Genomic DNA, 21,124 nt, shown 5'->3' with positions numbered 1-21,124 from the left:
GATTTGCGGAATCCTTGAGCTCACGCTCAAGGCCACACCCGTCCTGGACACACTCCCCGTGGTCCTGAGCGTGAGCTCAGGGGGTTTGCCACACGCTTCCTGAACACGCTCCTCGTGGCCTTGAGCGTGAGCTCAAGGATTTTCAAAACACCCTGCGCTCACGCGCAAGGCCACAAGGAAACGGGTCCGGACGTGGCCTTGAGCGTGAGCTCAAGGATTTTCAAAACACCCTGCGCTCACGCGCAAGGCCACAAGGAAACGAGTCCGGACGTGGCCTTGAGCGTGAGCTCAAGGTGTTTGCCTAAAGGGTTCGGCTCTCCACGACCCTATTTGTTAAGCTCATCTTGAGCGGAGGCTTCGCCTCAAACCAGCTTTTCGCCGGTGCGCTGCTCGGCGGCCCAGCGGTAGATTTCGACGTAGCGACCGGCGTTGGTTTTCCAGCTGAAGTCTTGCGCCATGCCGTTGCGGCGCAGCTGGGCGAACTCCTGGGGCTTGTCGTAATAGGTCGCGCAGGCCCAGCCCACGGTGTTGTAGAGCGCGGGGGCGGTGGCGTCGCTAAAGAGGAAGCCGGTGCCCTTGTTCGTGCCTTCGACGTACTGCTCGACGGTGTCGATCAAGCCGCCCGTGGCGCGGGCCAGCGGTACGGTGCCATAGCGCATCGCATACATCTGGGTTAAGCCGCAGGGTTCGGCGCGGCTGGGCATGACGAAGCAGTCGGCGCCCGCTTGAATCAGGTGCGAGAGCTCGTTGTCGTAGCCGATGTAAACGCCCACTTTTCCCGGATACTGCTTGGCGGCCCAGCGGAAGGTGTGTTCCAGCCCGGGATCACCGGCGCCGAGGATGGCAAATTGCACGTGCATGCGGTCGGCGATGTGCGGCAGCGCCTCGGCCAGCAGGTCCAGGCCCTTTTGGTTGGCGAAGCGCGCGACCACGCCGAACACCGCGATGTGCGGGTCGATCGCCAGCCCGAGCTTGGCCTGCAACGCGGCTTTGCACGCCGCTTTGCCCGCGAGGTTTTCGGCGCTGTAGTGCGCGGGGATGAACTTGTCGGTCGCCGGGTTCCAGGCGCCCGTGTCGATGCCGTTGAGGATGCCGACCAGGTCGCCAGCACGGTAACGCAACACGGCATCCAGGCCCCAGCCGCCGGCGGGCGTCTTGATCTCTTCGGCGTAGGTCGGGCTCACCGTGGTGAGTTTGGTCGAGTGGTACAGGCCGGCCTTTAACATGTTAACCGCTCCGGTGGACTCGACGCTGTCGGCGCGGAACTCGGAGGCGGGCAGGCGGGCGAAGTCGAGCACTCGGCGGTCGGCGTAGCCCTGGTGTTCCAAATTGTGGATGGTGAAAACCGAGGCCACGCGTCCCAGCGGCGTATCCTTGAGCGTGGTGTTGAGGTAGACGGGCAACAGGCCGGTGGTCCAATCGTGGCCGTGGACCACGTCGGGGATCCAGTCGAGTTGTTGGCACAGCGCGAGTGCGCCGCGACACAGGAAGGCGTAGCGCAGGTCGTTGTCGGCATGCGAACCCCACGGGCCGGAATAGACCTCGTGGCGGGCAAAAAAGCCGTCGTGCTCGAGCAGGTAGACCGGGACCTTGCCGCCGGGCAGGGTCGTTTCCCAGGTGCGCGCCCAATGCGCCTCGGTGCCCACATCCACCCCGAGCGGATCGGGACGCGCGGTGCGTGGGCCGTGGATCTTTACCGAGCCGTAGGCCGGGCAGACGATGCGCACATCGTGGCCCAGCGCGGCGAGCTCCTTGGGTAAGGCGCCGGTCATGTCGGCGAGACCGCCGACTTTGACGAACGGTTCAACTTCGGGTGTGACAAATAGGATTCGAAGGGGGCGCACGACGGAAAAACAAAAGGATCAAAAGGGAGCCTGCCGAGTGAATTATGCAGGGGAAACCCTCCGGACATAAAAAAACCCGGCCTGCAAACGGCCGGGTTTTTTAACACGAAGTAGGTGTTCACCCCATTGGGGGAAACTGGCGGTGTGTTAGACCGCCTTGGGCAGGGCGCCGCCCAGTTCGATGGAGTGGGGGTGATGGCGCTTTTCCTTGAGCTCGCTGTGGCGCTTGCGCAGCAGGCCATCGAGTTTGTCGATGAGCAGATCGACCGACTTGTAGGCGTCGTCGGAGTCGACCGAAGCGTTCATGTCCGGGCCGCTGATCTCGATGTGGCCCTTGGCCACGAAGTGGGCTTTGGAGCCCTTGGTTTTGTCGAGGTCGACATCGATGCGCACGCGGTCGATGCGGGGTTCATGACGCAGCAGCCGACCCACTTTTTCGTGGATGATCGAGCGCATGGCGTCGGTAAGATTAAGGTGAATTCCGCGAAGGATGAGTTTCGCGCCAATAACTTCAGGGGTGATATGTGGCATAACGGGGTTAAGTTAACAAAACCACGGATTCTTGTGGTCTATAAAAACATCGGCCGTTTCCGCCTCGGGTTAAGTTAAATCTTTGCCCGCCCATGAAAAAAATGAGTGGTCGCCGAGGGGCTCGACGACTAGGGGCACCCTGAGCTCACGCTCAGGGCCACGTTCCGGAGCTGCCTGCGCGTGGCCTTGCGCGTGAGCGCAGGGGTTGGGGCGGACCCTGAGCTCACGCTCAGGGCCACGATCCGGAGTCGCCTGCGCGTGTGGCCCTGCGCGTGAGCGCAGGGTTTTCCCCAAAAACCTTACGCCCCGGCCAGCGCGTTGGCGTTGTTGAGGTGCTCGACCCCGGTGTATTTCTTCGACTGCTCGTCGGCGTGGTAGCTGGAACGCACCATCGGGCCGCTCTCCACTACGCCGATGCCGATCGAAAGGCCGAATTCCTTCCAGCGCAAAAACTCGTCGGGGTGGACCCAGCGGGCGATTTTCCAGTGCTGCGGGGTCGGCTGGAGGTACTGGCCGATGGTGAGGATGTCGGTTTTGTCGGCCGCGATGTCGCGCAGGGTTTGTTCGATCTCCTCCTCGCGCTCGCCGAGGCCGAGCATGATGCCGGTTTTGGTGGTGAAGCCACGGGCTTTGGCGTGCTGGAGCACCGAGCGGGAGCGATCGTAGCGGGCCTGCACGCGCACCGGCTTTTGCAGGCGCTCGACCGTTTCCAAGTTGTGATTAAAAATGTCCGGCTTGGCGTCGAGCACGGTGTCGAGGTGCTCCATCTGGCCCTTCCAGTCGGGGGTGAGCACCTCAATGGCGGTGTTCGGGTTAAGGTGTTTGATCGCGCGGATGGTCGCGGCCCAGACAGCGGCGCCGCCGTCTTTTAACTCATCGCGGGCCACCGAAGTGATGACGCAGTGGCGCAGGTTCATCTTGGCGACGGCCTCGGCCACGCGGGCGGGCTCGCCGAGGTCGAGCTCGGTGGGGCGGCCGGTCTGGATGGCGCAGAAGTTACACGAGCGCGTGCAGATGTTACCCAGGATCATCACCGTGGCGGTGCCGCGCGACCAGCATTCGCCGAGATTGGGGCACTGCGCGCTCTGGCAAACGGTGTGCAGGGAGGTGTCCTCAACGAGCTTGCGCACGGCGGCGTAGCCGGGACCGGTCGGGAGTTTGGCACGAAGCCAAGAGGGTTTGCGCGAGGTGTCTTCCATCGGATGAAAGGCGGCACTCAAAACAGTTTTAACCGCCAATGCACGCTTATGGTCGCGAATTTTTCCAGCCGGGGCTGCGGTAAACACCCTGAGCTCACGCTCAAGGCCACGAAGAGTGTGTTCGCGAAGAGTGTGTTCGCGAGGCGTGAGGCTGTGAGGAGTGTGGCCTTGAGCGTGAGCTCAAGGATGCCGTAAACCTCACTTGAACGCTATTAACTATCAGCGGTTTGGGGCAGGCGGGCTGAACCCGGGCCAGAGCGCCGCAAACTCCTTCGCCAGCCGCGCTTTGACTTCTGCCATGTCGACTTCGCGGCCAAGTTCGGCGTGCAGCGAGGTGACGGTGCCCTCGGTCGCGCTGATACCGCACGGGACGATCCCCTGAAAGTGCGCGAGGTTGGGTTGCACGTTGAGTGCGAACCCGTGGTAGGCGACCCAGCGGCGCACCGCCACGCCGATGGCGGCGATTTTGCGCGTGCCCACCCAGATGCCGGTTTTACCCTCGCGGCGCGTGGCCACCAAGCCGAGTCCGCCCACGGTGTTAATCATCACCTGTTCGAGTAGCCGCAGGTACTCGTGGAGATCCTTGCGTGCCGACAAATCGACAATCGGGTAACCCACCAGCTGGCCGGGCCCGTGGTAGGTGATGTCGCCGCCACGGTTGGTTTTGACCACCTCAATGCCCTCGCGGGCAAGGTGTTCGGCGGCCCACACCAGATGGTCAGCCGCACCACTGCGCAGGCCCACGGTGTAAACGGGCTCGTGTTCGGTAAAAACCAAGGTGTCGCCGATCTCGCCGGCGATGCGGCGGGCCACCAGTTCGTCCTGGGCGCGCCAGGCCGCCTCGTAGCGGGTGCGGCCCCAGTCGAGCACCACCGGCGAGCTGGCGGTGGCAGGCGCAGAGGCGGCGGCGGCCAGGGGCGCGGCGGCGGACGAAGGGGTTGCGAGCGTGGGGCCGGTCATGCCGCCGAACGTTGGACGGGGGGCGGGGGATTGGAAAACATTTAAAACCACCGGAGGGTGGGTACCGCAAGGAACCCCGAGCTCCAAAGCGTCGCGAGCTCCTCTAGTGAAGCACTTTGGTGCTTAAAACTGAGATGCACCACCGGCGTTCGTACCACCCGAACCCCGTTGACTGGAGACGCTAATGCGTCCCTATTTAGTCCCAATGACGACCCTGACTGTTACCCAAGCACGTAAAAACCTGTCGGGCTGGCTGCGCCGCGCCCGGGCGGGCGAAGAAATCGGCATCATTGACGGCAATCAAATCATCGCCCTTCGCCCCGTCACGGTTACCGCCATCGACTTCGAGGAAATTCCGGTGAATGGCACCACCCAAAAGAAGATGGATGCGATCGCCACAGCCTGGAAACAGGCGAAGAAATAATGCCCATCGTCGTCTCCCATCGGATCCGCCAAAAAGAGTTTGGCGCTAAAATCCCCCGGGCGGACACGAATGCCCTGCTACGAACCGCCCGCGTTGCCTTGGCAACACCCATCGCTGCGAAGGGACTGCCTGCGAAAACCCGACTGCTGAAAGGATATGCCACCACCCCGAATGGACCGCGCCGGGTGGTGTACCTGTTGGGCGTGGAGGACGGGACCCTGTTCCTGTTATTCTACCGCGATAAAAACGACCCCGTCGGCCAAAACATCAGCCCCCAAAATCCGGCGTTCAGCAAGCAACTCGAAAAGCACCTGGCGTTTCTGCTCTCTGATCTTACCACGAACGAATTTGATGTGATCGAATGAGCTTCGGTTTAACGCAAAAAATAATCTGTAAGATTCTAAGCCTAGGATCGAAATCAGTTTAGCCGCGAAAGAACGCAGAGAACGCAAAGAATAAACCCTGTATTTCTATGCGTTCTATGCGTTCTTTCGCGGCAAAACCGTCTTGGTGTAATCCGATGCTTTAAAGGTTACTGCCTGCGGGAGCGGTTGCTGACGCCGCGCGGACCACCCCGAAGTTTCCATTTGCTCAGCGCTAGGGCGCGGCCCACGGTTTCCCTTTTTTCCATGAGCGAGACTTCCCTGACCGATATTTCCAACGACCAGCACGCGGTTCGCCGCCAAAAACTGGCCGAGATGCGCGCCACTGGCTTCGACCCGTTTCGCGCCAACGTCGCCCCCACCCACTTTTCCGAGGAGGCCAAAGCGCTCTACGTCGAGGAACAGGATAACACCGTCACCGTAACCGTCGCCGGTCGCCTCATTACCTTCCGCGTTCAAGGTGGCAGCTCGTTCGTCAAAATCCAGGACCAGCAGGGCCCCATTCAGCTCTACTTCCGCCGCGACGTGCTCGGCGAAGAGCGCTACGGGGTGTTCAAAAAGTCCCTCGATCTGGGCGACATCATCGGGGTTACCGGCACGCTTTTTAAAACCAAGACCGGCGAGATCACCGTGCGCGTGGACTCGTTCACCCTCGTTTCCAAGGCCCTGCGCCCGCTGCCCGAAAAGTGGAGCGGCCTCACCGATTCCGAGCAGATTTACCGCCAGCGTTACCTCGACCTGATCGTTAACACCGAGTCGCGCCACCGCCTGATCACGCGCTCGAAAATCGTTTCGCACATCCGCCGCTTCCTCGAAGACCGCCAGTTCCTGGAGGTGGAAACTCCCGTGCTGCAGGCTGTTGCCGGTGGTGCCGCCGCCCGCCCGTTCCAGACCCACCACAACGCCCTCGGCGCCGACTTCGTGTTGCGCATCTCGCTCGAACTTTATCTCAAGCGCATGCTCGTCGGCGGTTACGACCGCGTGTTTGAGATCGGCCGCAACTTCCGCAACGAGGGCGTCTCGCGCCGCCACAACCCCGAGTTCACCATGCTCGAGGTTTACCAGGCTTATAGCGATTACCGGGGCATGATGACCCTGGTGCAGGACCTGTTGCGCTCGCTCTGCCAAAACGTTCTCGGCGTCTCCCAGATCAAACACGCCGCCAGCGGCGAGCTAATCGACTTCGGCGGCACCTGGCGCGAGGTGAAGTACAAGGACCTCATCGTCGAAAAAACCGGCGACGCCGACTGGTTCTCCCGCAGCAAAGAAGAAAAAATCGCCGGCGTGCAAAAGCTCGGCCTCTACGCCGACCCCAAGTGGCTCGACTACGAGTTGACCAACGAGATTTTCGGCAAACTCATCGAGCCGACGCTGATCCAGCCCACCTTCGTTACCCACTTGCCCAAGGAGCTGTGCCCGCTGGCCAAGATCACCCTCGACGACCCGACCACGATCGACGTGTTCGAACTGATCATCGGCGGCATGGAAGTCGCCCCCGCCTACTCGGAGCAGAACGACCCCGACGTGCAGCGCGCCATGTTCCAGGCGCAGGCCGGCGAAGAGCAGCAGAAGATCGACCACGATTTCCTGCTCGCCCTCGAACACGGCATGCCCCCCGCCGGCGGCATGGGAATCGGCATCGACCGGTTGTGCATCCTGCTCACCGGCGCCGAGAGCATCCGCGACGTGATCCTCTTCCCGCAACTGCGCCCGGGAAGCTGAGCAGCCGAGCAGTTACACAGAGGGCACACGAGGATACACAGAGGCCACGGAGACCTGAACAACGTTCAACACTCAACATTGAACATCCAACATTCAACAGCCCGCCCCAACCCCTCCGCCCTCCGAGTTGAACGTTGGATGTTCAATGTTGGATGTTGAACGTTCTCCGCCTCCCCCTCTCGTGCCCTCTGTGTAACTTTCCGCCCTCCGCCCTCCGACCTCTGAACTCTGACCGCTGATCTCTGCCGTCCGCCCCCCGATGCCCTGGTACCTCTATCTCGCCCTCAAGCAGCTCTTCCCAAGCGGTAAGCGGCTGTCGTTTTTCACGGCGATTTCGATTCTCGGCGTGGCCCTGGGCGTAGCCACCCTCGTCGTGACCAACAGCGTCATGGGCGGTTTCGGCTACGAAATCCGCCGCATGATCATCGACACCCAGGGCGATGTGCAGATTCGCGCCCGCGCCCTGATCGAGCAGCCCGAGTCGCTCATCAAAACCGTCGCCAAGGTCCCCGGCGTGCTCGGCGTCACCCCGTTTGCCGAGGGCGTGGGCATGCTCGAATACGGGCGCAAACCCGCCTTTCCGGTTCTCCAGGGCATCGACGTCAATCGGGTCAACACCGTCATCCCGCTCAACCGCTTTATCCGCGTCGGCTCGCTCGACGAACTCGACGACGACACCGTCATCCTCAGCTCCCAGCTCGCCTATTCCCTGGGCGTGCAGATCGGAAGCAAAGTCACGATCTCCTCCCCGCTGCTCATCGAGCGGCTCAAAAACGACGAGGTGTTCCTCCCCCGCGAACTCGTCGTGGTGGGCGTTTTCGAGATCGGCCACCAGCAGCTCGATAGCAACACCGTGCTGGTCACGCTGCGCCGCATGCAGGACCTCTACGGCCTCGGCGGCTCGGCCCACGGCCTCAACGTCAGAATCGCCCAAAACCTCGACGCCGACGTCATGGCCAAGCGCATCAACGCCGTGCTGCCCCAGCAGCCCGAGACCATTGCCCGCTCCTGGATCGAGGCCAACAGCGAGTTCCTCTTCGTCCTGCAGATGGAGAAAAACTTAGTCTCGATCCTCCTGCTGTTCATCATCCTGGTCGCCTCGTTCTCGATCATGAGCTCGCTGTTAACCACCGTGGTGCGCAAGACCCGTGAGATCGGCCTGCTCGGCGCGCTAGGCGGCCGCCCCCGCGAAATCGCCGCCTGCTTCTGCGTGCAGGGATTTCTCATCGGCCTGATCGGCACCGCCGGCGGCTTGGCGCTCGGTTTTGGGTTTCTGCAAGTGCGCAACGAACTCCTGCTGCTCTTCACCAAACTCACCGGCAGCCAGGAGACGCTGGAGCGGTTTTACCAATTCAGCAAAGTCCCCGCCCACATGGAATCCTCCGACCTCGTCGTGATCATCGTCGGCACGATCGTGATTTCGACCATCGCGGGCATTTTCCCCGCCTGGCGCGCCTCGCGCCTCAAACCCGTGGAGGCCCTGCGCAATGAATGATTCAAGCAGCGCAGACTACCGGATCGGAATTTTAACGCAAAGTTCGCTAAGGCCGCAAAGGGCCGAACCTAGGCCCGACTCCTTAGCGTCCTTTGCGATCTTAGCGTTAAAACTCCGCATGGAGCTACAGGGTTTGTTCTTTGCGCTCCTTGCGTTCTTTTGCGGCCAAAGTGCCTTGGTTTCATGCGGCAAGTTTCATGTTACTGCCTACTAGCTCATGAGTAACCCCCTCCTCGAAGCCTCCGGCCTCACCAAAACCTACCTCAGCGGCGAGCGTCGCCTCGACGTCCTGCGCGGCGTGAGCCTGTCCGTCTGCGACGGCGAGAGCGTGTCCATCCGCGGTGAATCCGGCTCGGGCAAGTCCACCCTGCTCCACCTGCTCGCCGGTCTCGACGCGCCCGACACCGGCGCCGTGACCTGGGCCGGCTCGACCGACACCGGCGCGGTCCGCCGGGCGCGGTTTTTGGGCATGGTGTTTCAGTCGTTTTACCTGATCCCCGAGCTCGATGCGCTGGGGAACGTCCTCATGGCAGCCCGTGTCGCCGGCAAAGTCGGAGCCGCCGAAAAAGCCCACGCCCGCGAGTTGTTGGCCCGCGTCGGCCTGGCCGAACGCGCCCACCACCTGCCCTCGCAACTCTCTGGAGGTGAACGTCAACGCGTGGCCGTGGCCCGCGCCTTGATGAACGCCCCGCGCCTGATTCTGGCCGACGAACCGACCGGCAACCTCGACGAAAAAACCGGCGACGCGATCATCGACCTACTCCTCGGCCTGTGCGCCGAACGGCGAATCGCGCTCGTTTTGGTCACCCACAACGCCGCCCACGCCGCCCGCACCGCGCGGGCCCTGTTCATGCACGAAGGGGCGCTGCGATGAACGGACCGAATCGAGTTTTTAACCAACGAAAGCCATCAAACCTTTTAGCCGCGAAAGAACGCAGAGAACGCATAGACATACAGGGCTTGTTCTTTGCGCTCCTTGCGTTCTTTTGCGGCCAAACTGCCTTGGTTTTATCCGCTACGGTTTTATCAGTGCCCATCAGTGATCATCAGTGGTTAACGGCTTGAATCCGAAATCAACGAAACGCATCCAACCTTTTAGCAGCGAAAGACTGCGGAGAGCTTATAGAAATACAGGGATTGTTCTTTGCGATCTTTGCGATCTTTCGCGGCTAAACTGCCTTGGTCTTATCTTAAAAAATCGATTTCACTGACTCCCCTTTCTCCCTAATCCCATGAGCTTTTTCTCCTCCTCCAAACCCAAGGTTAAGTGCGGCGTCATCGGCGTCGGCTCGCTCGGCCAGCACCACGCGCGCATCTACTCCACGCTCCCCAACGTCGAGTTCATGGGCATCTACGAGTCCAGCGACGAACGCGCCAAGGAGATCTGCGCCAAGTACAACTGTCACCGCTTCGCCTCCATCGCCGAACTCGGTGCCGCCTGTGACGCCGTCTCCGTGGTCGTTCCCACCGACAAACACGCCGAGGTCGCCATCCCCCTGCTGGAGCAAAAGTGCCACCTACTCATCGAAAAACCCATCACCGCCACCCTGGAAGAGGCCGAGCGCGTGCTCGCCGCCGCCAAGGCCAACGACTGCATCGTTCAAGTCGGCCACATCGAACACTTTAACCCGGTCATGAGTTTCATGGAGAAACACATCGACCGCCCCGGTTACATCACCGCCGAGCGCCTCGCCCCCTATACCCCGCGCGGCACCGAGGTCGGCGTGGTCCTTGATTTGATGATCCACGACATCGGCATCGTGCTCGCCCTGGCCAAATCCCCCATCCGCAAAATCGACAGCGTGGGCATCAGCGTTTTGTCGAAGACCGAGGATATTGCCAACGCCCGCATCGAGTTCGAGAGCGGCTGTGTGGCCAACCTGAGCGCCAGCCGCATGAGCCTGAAGAAGAACCGCGAAATCCGCATTTTCCAGGACAACGCCTACCTCTCGCTCGATTTCATGAACCAGAAGGGCCACCTGGTGAAAAAGAACGACCTGATCGCCTACGGGGTGAAGCTCAAGGTGGGTCTGGCCAAAGCCGGCGACGCCAGCTCGATCCCGGTGCAGGACATCCCGATCGAAAAGGACGAGCCGCTGAAGCTGGAGCTGCTGCATTTCACCGAAAGCGTGGCGGCGAGCACCCAGCCCAAGGTCGGCGCGGCCCTGGCCAAGACCGCCCTCGAAGTGGCGCTCCAAATCACCGCGCAAATCAAAGCCGCGCAGAAATGAGCTAGGAGCTAGGAGCTGGGAGCTGGGAGCTATGAGCTAGGAGCTTAGAGCGGAGCTACGCTAACCTCGGCTTCCGCTGCATTCGCTCCAAGCTCTTAGCTCTTAGCTCCAAGCTCTTAGCTCCCAGCTCACCTCCGCTTCAGCTCGCGCAAATGCTCCGCGATCGCCACCTGTATTCCGATCCGCTCGGGCAGTAACAGGTACCGGTCCGATCCCAGCCCTCGGCTCAACTCCTCCAATAATTCCTTCGGTGGGTTCCGCATCGTCAGCAGCCGCTCGATCAACGCCGGCGCATCCTGCAACTCTTCATCCTTTAATGAGCTGCGTAACAAGGCGACCAGCGCCGGTTGATTGAGCGGATCAACCGCCACCGCCTGCCGCAGAATCCGCCGCGCCTCACGCCCGTGGCCGACGCGCTCCACCTGCAAAGCCAACGCCGCCAGCACTTGCGCCGGCAAAACGCGGGTTTCCCACAACCGCCGCACCAACGGCTCGGCCTCCGCCTCCTGGTTCTGCCCATACAACGCCACCGCCCGCAGCCCGCCGAGCACCAACCGCTGTCGCTCCGGCCATTTCAACACCGCCGCCCCCAGATCGATGCACTGCTCGATCACCGCCTGATACGCGCGCGTCTCGAGCTGCGCCCGCAGCACCAGCAACACCGCGTCGACTTCGTCGCGCTTCAATTCCCGGCACCGCTCCGCTACCCGCTGGGTGATGTCGAGCCGACCCTTTTGCGCCGCCGCCTCCGCGAGCATGAGCAGCGCCTGGGTGTTGTCCTTAAACCGCTCATAAAACGCCGCCTCCGCCTCCAATCGCCGCGCCGTGTCGCCTTCCTCGCCGCAGGCTTTGATAAAGTCCACATACGCCGCCGGTTGGTCGGGCAACGCGAGCTGCCGCAACCAGCTTGCCCGCCGCACCTCGCCCCAGCGTTTTTCCTCGCCCAGATAATAAACGAACGTGCGGTAGATCTCGGAATCCGTCGGCACCTGAATCGTCAGTTCGCGCAACTGCGCCAACGCCTCCGCACGTTGACCCTTTTCCCAAGCAATCCGCGCCGTCACAAAGCGACCTTCGGGCGTGCCCAGCAGGCGTGACTTGGCCAACACCGCAGCGGCCTCGGCGTAGTGCCCCCGGTTAAAGTAAGCGTAGGCGAGCGCTGTGGAACCCATAAGCCAGGCAGGCAGTTGCGGATCGAGGCGCTTCTGCAGTTCCTGGGTTACGGTGATGACCGTCGAATCGGCCTGCAGTCCAAAAAAGTAGCCGAGCACTTCGCGCAGATAATCGACCTGGTCGCCATGAATCGGCAGTCCGTCGAGCAGCGTGGTGCGGGTAATATCCGGGCGGCCGGCCATCAGATAAATCCGCGCCACCATCAACCGTGCCTGCAGGTGGTTGGGCACGGCCAACAGACCGGGCCGCAACAAATCAAAGGCGGCTCGCCACTCCTGGCTTTCCGCCTGAGCCAGCCCCTGTTTGATCAAAAACTCACCCTTGGCGTGCCGGTAAGCGTCCAATTTCCACGGCAAAAGGATGATATGGGAATATTGAACCTCCGAAAACCCGCGCCGGTATTTGATAAAAACAAACAAGCCGGAGGCCACGGTGGTCCAGGCGACGCAGAAGAGAAGCACCAGCCAAAGCGTAAGCCGCCCCCAAAACAGGCGGATGGCGGTGGCGTACTGGGTTTTCTCCAGTTGATACGGAGCGAATCGGCCGAGGTTAAAGGGCGTGACGATTTCGCAAGCATCCGGCGAAACCTTGGACGTATTGGGGCCGATGGGGAGCGGGGGTGTTTCCATGAGGCGGCGGCGTTAACAAAAAAGCCCGCCCAGAACGGGCGGGCCATCTAAATCAGGTGATGGAGGGTCGGATCAGGCAACCGTCCGGCGCCGGCGGTAAACCGCAAGCCCGAGCACACTAAGGCCAAAAAAGGCCGTATAGGTGGCCGGCTCGGGGACGGCGGAGACGGTGCCATTAAACGTCGATGCCGATGACAAAGTGGTGAAAAAACCAGTAGCAGGAATGCTTACAAAGTTCTTCGTCGAGCCATCAGCGGGGACCACCCAACTAGAATCGGTCCATATCTTATATGTATCTCCGCCAATAGCAGAGATGGTTGATGAGGCAAAAACGATAACACCAAATTTCCAACGGTGTCCAAGTTTTGAAGTATTTTCTGTGCAGGGGGGCGTCACACAGCGCTCGGAAGCGCCCCTTTGGGGCCGTCGCGAACCAGCACGGACTGGGGGTCGAGCCATGCCAATTACGTGTGTTGCGGCGGGTGTTAATTGGCCTTAAAATACTTCAATATAAGGCTTTACGAGGCACATGTAAAAATTTTTTTGGGCCTCATGGCTACACTTCATCCCCTCGCTTTAAACGAAGTATTTTTCGGGCCGCTTACCGGACTCGCGTCCGCTTCTAGGTACGCGCGTCAATGCCCGGAATTGACTGACGATGCATTCCTTCGGCTTGGTATTACCAGAGCTCTATCGGATCCTCGAAGCGGTCGCGGTTTTCTTCAACAAGTCGGTTCCTTGTTCGAGTCTTGTCCCGCTACGGGGCACTTCTTTGAAGTACTGAAAAGCGAACGCAGGTTGGCTTTATTAATGGATGTTTCGGTGCAGGCCACCGCCCTGCTCGAAAACTTTACCGAACTGCCCGCTGCCGTTGATAATTATGCCCTCTATGCCGGCGACGGTCATTGGCATGGGGCGGCTTCGCACGATCAGAAAATTGATGAACGCCGTTGGCCGGTAGGACATTTATATGCCCTTAATATTCGAACTCATGCCATGCAACATCTTGCACTCACTGAGGGCAAAAAAGAACACGATATGAGCGTGATCAAGCGACTCGGCTCTAATGCTTTGCGTATGGGGGAGCCGACCGGCAAGAAAGTTCTTTGGATCTGGGATCGCGCAGGCCTTGATTTTCCTCTCTGGCATAACTGGAAGCAAACTGCCGGCGTCTATTTTCTTTCACGCACCAAAGAAAATCTCCTGTTTGAGCCCTTCGCTTCGAAGTTGTTTGATCGTGCTGATCCCATTAATCATGGCGTCATAGCGGATGAAATAGTCATCGCCGCCCATCAGGTGCGTGTGCGCTTAATACGATACCGCGATCCAGTCAGTGGTGAGGTGTATGAGTTCATCACCAGCGTTTTTGACTTACCGCCAGGGCTTCTCGCCTGGCTTTATAAAAAACGCTGGGAGATTGAAAAGGTTTTCGATCAATTTAAAAACAAGCTGGAGGAATCCAAGGCGTGGGCGTCGAGCTCAACCGCCAAGCAAATACAGGCCCATTTTCTTTGCCTAACCCATAACCTACTGGTCCTGTTTGAGCAAAAATTAGAACGAGATTATCAAATCAAAAATGAGGCGGGCCTCCGTCGGCAACAAAAACGATTAGACGACCAAATCGCGACCGCCAAAAAAAATGACCGGCTTCTTTGCTCCTTACTCACAACCGTATTGCGACCGCTTCAGCGCAGTGTGAAACTTCTCCGCTGGTTGCGCTCACATTGGTTCTCTTCTTGCCCTATTTCAGCTCTGCTGCCGCAACTTAAACTGCTCTATGCCAACCCATAGATCTAAAACTTGGACACCGTTGCAAATTTCGAACCAGCATTCACTTCGATTGGTAGGCTGTAATCAGAAAGAGGAAGCGAAAGACTCGTATTGCCGAGTGCAGTAATAACAGTATTCGAGGTTAGTGCGCTGAACCCGCCGTAAGTGGCCGATGAGTTCAGTGAACTGCCGGACTGGATCGATATACTTGAGAACCCGGAGTTATTATTGTCGACCAGCAATACGCCGACCTCGCCAGCAGCGAGTCCCGTCGCGTTAAATAATGTAATCCCAGTGAATGTGACATTGGCGCATGCAAATGTTGCAGAAAGCAACGAGGTGACTGCGATAAGGACGCAATTGCGGTAATTCATATATAGTAGTGGGTTTAAAGGTTGTATGGCAAACTAGGCTTCCATTCGTTTGATGCGCTGGCACCGCCAGCTTTTCGTATGGTGAAAGCTGCTCCGGGTTGAAGCTGAACTGAGTCTGCCGAGGCAAAAGTCCCATTGTTGTTATACCAACCGGCGGGCCCCTGTGATCCATCATGATAGAAGTATATTGATGCCGCAGATGAATTATATCCTGTGCTTGAGCTTGAGTATACTAGGACTAGATCTTTCGGGCTAAATACATTGGATGATGCACGAACAGCCTGGCTTGAGATTAGGTTGGAATTCGATAGCGTTATTGCGCAGGGGTATGGATTGTATATCACATTATCCTGTGCCCCAGCGGAACGGGCAATGACCGTGTTAGATACGCAAACAGATGGAACATCGCCGACGATTGAAGCCGAAATCGGCTGGCTTATCATATTCCGAATAGTAACAGGGCATTCGTGGGGGATCACTACGTTATCGGCATTGGCAAACGTGCCGTTGTTATTATACCATCCGGCAGGGCCTTGGGTGCCGTCATGATAAAAATAAACAGCTGAAGCAGATGGGTTTATGCCGGTTGACTGGGGGTCATTGAGAAACACAAGGCCCTTAGGGTTAAAAACATCAGAGGATAGGGGAATGCCGCCGCCTCCCGGAAACAAACTCGAAAGCGTCCAAAAGGGACGAACTTCAAACTTATCCCCAGCGAGAACGCCAAAAGACTGAAGGTTTTCTGCGACTGAAATCGAATTTCCTGTGTAGCTTACAACTTGGAACCACTCTCCTTGCGCAGTTCCTGAAGTGAACCGTATAAAATTTTGCGAAGATCCAAGTGATGGGATCGGACTGGACGTCGATATTGATGTCGTCGGCGAGTTATTCACAATGCCGGCGCAAAGAACTGGACGAAGCTGAGTTATGCCGAATCGTTGATCCGATTTTGCATTAACACTAACGGTGATCGCCCCGACCGGCACGGTCGTGACGGTGGTGGTTTGAGCGGAGGCGAGGGAGGCAAAACCGAGGGTGGCGCAGAGGGCGGTTACTCGAGCGTAGCTGAACTTAGGGGCAGAGTTCATACAGGATAAAATTTGCAACTGTTGTTAGGGCCGTGAAGGGAAGTCTTCGTCAATCCCAATGATTTCGAGGGCTAGCGCAAACTGAAACGGTTTTTTGAAATTGCAGGGTAAAAGCGGTCGAAGAGGGTAATACCGGACCATGAGAACTAATCGGGATTTCTCCGGCGTCCAGTCGAGAAGGGTAAAATCTGGGTAAAACTCCTCAGTCTCCTTCTGGGGGGAATCCTTCCTGTTGATCGCCGATAACCGCAAAAAGCGCGAAATCACGCAAAAATCGAGCCGCCTGACCTCCGACATCATCAATTTCGCGATTTTTTGCGTATTTTGTGGTTAAAAATGCTGATTCCGGTGTTCCCGTTAAAAACGACGAGTGATGCGTGTGGGCTGAAGCTCCGAAACACGTGTGTTGAGCTTCGCCACAGGTGCGTTGGCCATCGCGACACGTGTGTTGGCCGTTGCAACGGGTGTGTTGGCGTTCTGCACAGGTGTGTTGGGCTTCGGCGTAGGTGTGTTGGGCTTTGGCGCACGTGTGATGAGCTTTGCAACACGTCGGCTGGCGTTCGCGACTCATGTGTTGGGCTTCGCAGCAGGTGTGTTGAGCTTCGTCACAGGTGGGTTCCAAAAAGCTTTAATACACCAAGCCGGTTAACCGCAAAAAGCGCGAAATCACGCAAAAAACGAGCCGGCCTAATCGATGCCCAGTTTATCGGCTAAACTGCCTTGGCGTCTCAGGGTAGTTACACCGAGGGTTTGACCGGAGAGGAGGCAGCACTGGCACTTCCGTAGATGATGCTCATGGCTCGATTTACGCCTGCCTCGCGCTGCTCGCGGGTATGCGTGTTGCACGCAGTCCTTGCGGAAGCGGCCACGACGGTTCCCTTACTCGGCGCAACTGCTGGGGTCCGTTTAGTGGGCTTGGTGCTCATTGCTAGTGCTTACTTGCAATAATAAGTGATATTGTATCCGCTTTGTAGATGGGACGAAAAGCCGTGCGAATCACTTGTAGCGAGGGGGATCAGCAATCCCTAGAAAAACGGGCAACCAGCCGGATTGAGTCGAGGCAGCGAGTTGAGCGCGCCCGGATGATCCTTGGGTGCGTGAGTGGCGAGCAGGTGCAAGAGGTGGCGCGCCGCTGCAACACCAGGCCGAACACCGTAATAAAGTGGAGGGATCGCTTTGTGCTGCTTGGCATGAAGGGGCTGGATGATGCGGCACGGCCGGGCGCGAAGCGCACCTACGGTGAGGACTTTCGAGATCGGGTGCTGGCTTTATTGGAAGGGCCACCCCCTCCGGGGCAGGCGCGCTGGGATGGTCCAGCGGTGGCCCGTGTGCTCGGCGGCTCGGTGCACGCGGTCTGGCGAGTGCTGCGCAAGGAGGGCATTTGCCTGCAGCGCCAGCGCTCGTGGTGCGTGAGCACTGACAAGCAGTTCGCAGCCAAGGCAGCCGATATCGTCGGGCTCTACCTGAGCCCACCGGAAAAGGCATTGGTGATAAGTGTGGATGAAAAGCCTGGCATCCAAGCCCTAGAGCGCGCCACCGGTTACGTGGAGACCGACAATGGTAAAATCGTCCAGGGACTCAAAAGCACCTACAAGCGCCACGGTACACTCAACTTGTTCGCTGCCCTTGATGTGGCCACGGGCTTGATCAAGACGCAGAAAACCACCCTTAAGCGCCGGGAGGAGTTCCTGCTGTTCATGGACCAAGTGGTGGCGGATCACCCGCCCGAGAGAGAACTCCACGTGATTTTGGATAATTATTGCACCCACAAAAAGTGCGACGCTTGGCTCGCTCGGCACCCCAATGTCCACTTCCACTTTACCCCAACCTCGGCGAGTTGGCTCAATCAAGTTGAAATCTGGTTCGGCATACTAACAAGGAAGGCGCTACGGGGCGCGAACTTCAGAAGCGTCGCCGAACTTAGTCAGGCCATTGACGCTTTCGTCGCCGCCTACCTGCCCAATGCCAAGCCGTTCAAGTGGCGCAAGCGCGAGGTCAAGGGAAGCCAACTCAGAAATACTATCATTAATCTACGCAATTAAGCACTAGGGGCGTCTGGGAGTTTTGCCACAATCGAATGAAGGTCAAGGAGGGGCAGTTCTTTGCGCTCCTTGCGATCTTTCGCGGCCAAACTGCCTTGGTTTGAGGTGTTTCCGGCTGTAGTTTTGGCCGTCCTCGGCCAGGGAGAGAGGATGGGAGGCAACTTGGCCGGGGACGGCCAACGCTACAGGGATCGGAGGTGGCCGAATCCCCCCTCACTTACATGGCAAATAGGATCGAAACAGGGTTGCCCTGGTGGGGACAAGTCACTGTGTTTGCCGCGTTATTTTGAAGGCGACCACCTCGGGTTCGTCCTTCGTAGCACAACCCGCCAAACACCTCCTTCATGTCCTCTTCTGAAAACACCTTTGAGACGCTCGATCAGCGCGTCAGCTACGGCATCGCCCTCAACGTGGGCAGCAACATCGCCCGTCAGGGTGGAGTCGAAATCGACTTATCCGCGTTCATCATCGGCCTCCAAGACGGCCTCAATGGCGCCCAACCGCGCGTGTCCGAGGACGACCTGCGCGCCGCCTTTTCCGAGGTGCAGACCAAGATCGAGGCCGAGGCCGCTGCCGGTGCCGCCGAGGGCGCGCAGATCGGCAAAATGTTCCTCAACGAAAACCGCGCCCGCGCCGGTGTCGTCGTGACCGAGTCCGGCCTGCAATACGAGGTGCTGAAGGCCGGCACCGGTGCCAAACCCACGGCCGACCAGACCGTCGAGGTGCATTACCACGGCACGTTGGTGGACGGCACCGTGTTCGATAGCTCGGTGACGCGCGGCGAGACGATTTCGTTTCCCGTGGGTGGCGTCATCCCCGGTTGGGTTGAGGCGCTGCAGTTGATGGCGGTCGGCTCCAAGTGGAAACTGGTTATCCCGGCCGAGCTCGGCTACGGCAACCGCACGCAGGGGCCGATTCCCGCAGGTTCGGTGCTGATTTTCGAAGTCGAGTTGATCTCGATCAAGTAAGCAAATTGGCCGTCCCGGCCAATTGAGCTCTGAGGTAGCGCTTTAGCCCGCAGGTTTGGAACGGATTCCCACCTACAATCGCCGAGGCGGGCTGAAGCACCGTATAGCACTACCAAAGAGGTGTCCACACCTCTAGGCAGTGGGGCACACCCAGTCAGCAAGGACCGGCTTTCCCCATTGCCAGCGCGGGGCGGCAGCGTTGGAATCTGCGCGTGGAAAACGCACCCCTCAGCCTCGGCTCCCGCGAAGCAGTGCTGGCGTTGCTCGACGACCCCTGCCCCGCCGTCCGCAAAGCCCTGCTCGCCCATTTCACTGCCCAAGGAGAACCCGCGCGCGTCTTCCTCGAAGGCCTCGCCAACGGCGGCAGCCGCCTGCTCGCCGGCCACGCCCGCAGCTACCTCGACGAACTCAAATTCACCGACCCAGTCAGCGAATTTCGCGACTTCATTCGCTCGCTCAACTACGAGCTGGAAACCGGCTCGCTGCTGCTGGCGCGCACCGTGATGCCCGACCTCGACGTGGGCCTGAGTTGCCAGCGTCTCGACGACCTCGCCGCCCGCTGCCGCGAGCTCATCGCCGAGCCGATTTCGGTGCGCGAGAAATGCCGCATTCTCAACCGCGTGCTGTTTCACGAAAACGGGTTTCGCGGCAACGTGGAGCACTACACCGACCCACTCAACAGCTTCCTGCCCCTGGTGCTTGAGCGCCACAAGGGCATCCCGATTTCCTTGTGCTTGGTCTACCTGCTCGTCGCCCAACGCCTCGGCCTCGACCTAGAACCGGTCGGCCTCCCCGGCCACTTTTTGGTCGGCTGCTACCACGAGGATGCACCGCTGTTTATCGATCCCTTCGAGCAGGGCGCCTTTCGCTCCACGGCGGATGTCTTTGCGCTGATCAAAACCGGTGCGGGCGCGCCCAAAATGTCCGATCTCGCACCCACCCCGGTGCGCGAGGTGCTCTGCCGGTGTTGCCGCAATCTGGTTAACCACTACACCGCTGCCGGCGACTCCGAGCGGGCCCTGCTCTTCGCCGGTTTCGTGGAAGAATTTGAGGCGGCCTACGAGCGCAACTCCCAGCCGTGAGAATCTTTCTCTTTCCTCTTTCTCTTTCCGCTTTCTCCCTGAAAGGCTGCGGGGAATAACGATAACGATTAAGATAAAGAGGAAAGAATGTCCGACCCAATCTACACGCTCGCCGACCTCGATTCCTGGCGCCCGACCGGCACCACGCTCGCCGTGCTCGGCCATCCCATCAAGCACTCGCTGAGCCCGCAGATGCACAACGCCGCGCTCGCGAGCATGGCCCAAAGCGACCCGCGCTTTGCCTCGTGGCGTTATGTACGCTTCGACATCGCGCCCGACGACCTGCCCCTCGCCCTGGAAAAACTCCACGCCTGCGGGTTTCTCGGCCTGAACCTCACCCTCCCGCACAAGATCCTGGCGTTCGACCGCATCGCCTCACTCGACCCGGCGGTTCGCCCCATCGGCGCGGTTAACACCCTGCGCCGCACCGCCCAAGGCTGGCACGGTTACAACACCGACGGCTACGGGCTGGCCTCCGCCATCCGTGAAAACCTGGGCGTCGAGCTGGCCGGCACACCCGTCATCCTGCTCGGTGCGGGCGGCGCGGCACGCGGGGCGGCCGTCGAATGCCTCCAGCGTGGCTGCGCCGGCCTGTGGATTGCCAACCGCACCCACGCCACCCTCGACGCGCTCCTCGCCCAACTGGCCCCGCTGGCCAACGGCATCCCGCTCCACGGCTTCGACCCGGCCGCGCCGGGTGCGCTCGGCAGCGCGACTGGCACAGGTAGTCTCGTCACCGCGCCCCAGCCCCCCGTCGGCGCGCTCGTCATCAACGCCACCAGCGCCGGGCTCAAGCCGAGCGACCCGTTGCCCATTGACCTCGCCGCCTTGGTCGCCCGCGCACGTCCGGCTGGCGTTTACGACATGATCTACAATCCGTCCGAAACCGCGCTGCTCGCCCAGGCCCGCGCCCTCGGCCTGCCCGCCGCCAACGGCCTTTCCATGCTGGTTCACCAAGGCGCACGCGCCCTGCAAATCTGGAGCGAGGCCGCCGCACCCGTACCCGCCATGCACGCGGCCGTCACTGCGGCCCTCGCCGCCCGCTGAGCCCTGGGCTCACGCCTAACCCCCATTCGCGTTCAAGATGAGTTTAATTAATCTGGTTTTTGGGGAGCGGATACCTGTGGGGAAACACCCTGAGCTCACGCTCAAGGCCACAAGGAGTGTCTTCGCGAAGCATGTGCTTACGATGAGTGCCTTCGCGAAGCG

The 21,124-nt window shown here is 59.7% G+C and carries 19 protein-coding genes; 11 read left to right on the top strand and 8 right to left on the bottom strand.

What is annotated here, in order from left to right; genetic code table 11:
* Window positions 1–362 precede the first annotated feature (362 nt).
* From glgA to lipB, 4 genes are all read right to left on the bottom strand, one after another.
* Window positions 363–1,844, bottom strand: coding sequence for a glycogen synthase GlgA (gene glgA, locus H2170_17320; protein MCS6301832.1), 1,482 nt, complete (start codon window positions 1,842–1,844; stop codon window positions 363–365).
* Window positions 1,845–1,991: 147 nt separating this feature from the next.
* Window positions 1,992–2,375: a ribosome-associated translation inhibitor RaiA gene (gene raiA / locus H2170_17315; GenBank protein MCS6301831.1), complete on the bottom strand. Its 384-nt coding sequence runs from the start codon at window positions 2,373–2,375 to the stop codon at window positions 1,992–1,994.
* Between the two features lie 299 nt (window positions 2,376–2,674).
* Window positions 2,675–3,574, bottom strand: a complete 900-nt coding sequence (gene lipA / locus H2170_17310; protein MCS6301830.1) for a lipoyl synthase — start codon at window positions 3,572–3,574, stop codon at window positions 2,675–2,677.
* A 219-nt stretch (window positions 3,575–3,793) separates the two neighbouring features.
* Window positions 3,794–4,534, bottom strand: coding sequence for a lipoyl(octanoyl) transferase LipB (lipB, locus tag H2170_17305; protein ID MCS6301829.1), 741 nt, complete (start codon window positions 4,532–4,534; stop codon window positions 3,794–3,796).
* Between the two features lie 205 nt (window positions 4,535–4,739).
* Between lipB and H2170_17300 the strand changes: the two genes are divergently transcribed.
* The 6 genes from H2170_17300 to H2170_17275 all read left to right on the top strand — a co-directional run bounded on the left by H2170_17300 (window position 4,740) and on the right by H2170_17275 (window position 10,789).
* Window positions 4,740–4,958 carry a hypothetical protein gene (locus H2170_17300; protein MCS6301828.1) on the top strand — a complete coding sequence of 73 codons (219 nt, stop codon included), beginning with the start codon at window positions 4,740–4,742 and terminating at the stop codon, window positions 4,956–4,958.
* 98 nt (window positions 4,959–5,056) lie between these two features.
* Complete coding sequence (locus H2170_17295; GenBank protein ID MCS6301827.1) at window positions 5,057–5,323, top strand: hypothetical protein; 267 nt, start codon at window positions 5,057–5,059, stop codon at window positions 5,321–5,323.
* Window positions 5,324–5,587: 264 nt separating this feature from the next.
* Window positions 5,588–7,063, top strand: coding sequence for a lysine--tRNA ligase (lysS, locus tag H2170_17290; protein ID MCS6301826.1), 1,476 nt, complete (start codon window positions 5,588–5,590; stop codon window positions 7,061–7,063).
* Between the two features lie 259 nt (window positions 7,064–7,322).
* Window positions 7,323–8,558 (top strand): ABC transporter permease, encoded by a 1,236-nt coding sequence (locus H2170_17285; GenBank protein MCS6301825.1) that lies wholly within the window; start codon window positions 7,323–7,325, stop codon window positions 8,556–8,558.
* Between the two features lie 217 nt (window positions 8,559–8,775).
* Window positions 8,776–9,432, top strand: a complete 657-nt coding sequence (locus H2170_17280) for an ABC transporter ATP-binding protein (GenBank protein ID MCS6301824.1) — start codon at window positions 8,776–8,778, stop codon at window positions 9,430–9,432.
* A gap of 358 nt (window positions 9,433–9,790) precedes the next feature.
* Window positions 9,791–10,789: a Gfo/Idh/MocA family oxidoreductase gene (locus H2170_17275; GenBank protein MCS6301823.1), complete on the top strand. Its 999-nt coding sequence runs from the start codon at window positions 9,791–9,793 to the stop codon at window positions 10,787–10,789.
* A gap of 128 nt (window positions 10,790–10,917) precedes the next feature.
* Here the strand turns inward: H2170_17275 and H2170_17270 are convergent, their stop codons facing one another.
* Both H2170_17270 and H2170_17265 read right to left on the bottom strand, forming a co-directional pair.
* On the bottom strand, window positions 10,918–12,591 hold the full coding sequence (locus tag H2170_17270) for a tetratricopeptide repeat protein (GenBank protein MCS6301822.1): 1,674 nt from the start codon (window positions 12,589–12,591) through the stop codon (window positions 10,918–10,920).
* A gap of 72 nt (window positions 12,592–12,663) precedes the next feature.
* On the bottom strand, window positions 12,664–12,789 hold the full coding sequence (locus H2170_17265; protein MCS6301821.1) for a PEP-CTERM sorting domain-containing protein: 126 nt from the start codon (window positions 12,787–12,789) through the stop codon (window positions 12,664–12,666).
* A 354-nt stretch (window positions 12,790–13,143) separates the two neighbouring features.
* On the opposite strand from H2170_17265, the gene H2170_17260 reads away from it, so the two are divergent.
* Entirely contained in the window at window positions 13,144–14,382 is a 1,239-nt protein-coding gene (locus tag H2170_17260) for a transposase (GenBank protein MCS6301820.1), read from the top strand.
* 2 nt (window positions 14,383–14,384) lie between these two features.
* Here H2170_17260 and H2170_17255 read toward each other — a convergent pair whose 3' ends face one another.
* Both H2170_17255 and H2170_17250 read right to left on the bottom strand, forming a co-directional pair.
* Window positions 14,385–14,735, bottom strand: coding sequence for a hypothetical protein (locus tag H2170_17255; protein MCS6301819.1), 351 nt, complete (start codon window positions 14,733–14,735; stop codon window positions 14,385–14,387).
* A gap of 14 nt (window positions 14,736–14,749) precedes the next feature.
* Window positions 14,750–15,823 carry a TIGR02597 family protein gene (locus tag H2170_17250; protein ID MCS6301818.1) on the bottom strand — a complete coding sequence of 358 codons (1,074 nt, stop codon included), beginning with the start codon at window positions 15,821–15,823 and terminating at the stop codon, window positions 14,750–14,752.
* A gap of 974 nt (window positions 15,824–16,797) precedes the next feature.
* Here H2170_17250 and H2170_17245 point away from each other — a divergent pair.
* The 4 genes from H2170_17245 (at window position 16,798) to H2170_17230 (ending at window position 20,962) form a co-directional block, all read left to right on the top strand.
* Window positions 16,798–17,865: an IS630 family transposase gene (locus H2170_17245; GenBank protein MCS6301817.1), complete on the top strand. Its 1,068-nt coding sequence runs from the start codon at window positions 16,798–16,800 to the stop codon at window positions 17,863–17,865.
* A gap of 344 nt (window positions 17,866–18,209) precedes the next feature.
* Window positions 18,210–18,833: an FKBP-type peptidyl-prolyl cis-trans isomerase gene (locus H2170_17240; protein MCS6301816.1), complete on the top strand. Its 624-nt coding sequence runs from the start codon at window positions 18,210–18,212 to the stop codon at window positions 18,831–18,833.
* A gap of 503 nt (window positions 18,834–19,336) precedes the next feature.
* Entirely contained in the window at window positions 19,337–19,915 is a 579-nt protein-coding gene (locus H2170_17235) for a hypothetical protein (protein MCS6301815.1), read from the top strand.
* An 87-nt stretch (window positions 19,916–20,002) separates the two neighbouring features.
* Complete coding sequence (locus tag H2170_17230; GenBank protein MCS6301814.1) at window positions 20,003–20,962, top strand: shikimate dehydrogenase; 960 nt, start codon at window positions 20,003–20,005, stop codon at window positions 20,960–20,962.
* Window positions 20,963–21,124 lie beyond the last annotated feature (162 nt).

Source organism: Opitutus sp., assembly GCA_024998815.1.
In the GTDB taxonomy this organism is placed as follows: Bacteria; Verrucomicrobiota; Verrucomicrobiia; order Opitutales; family Opitutaceae; genus Rariglobus.
The sequence above is the reverse complement of the archived record's forward strand: the minus strand, read 5'-3'. Positions and strand labels throughout refer to the sequence as shown.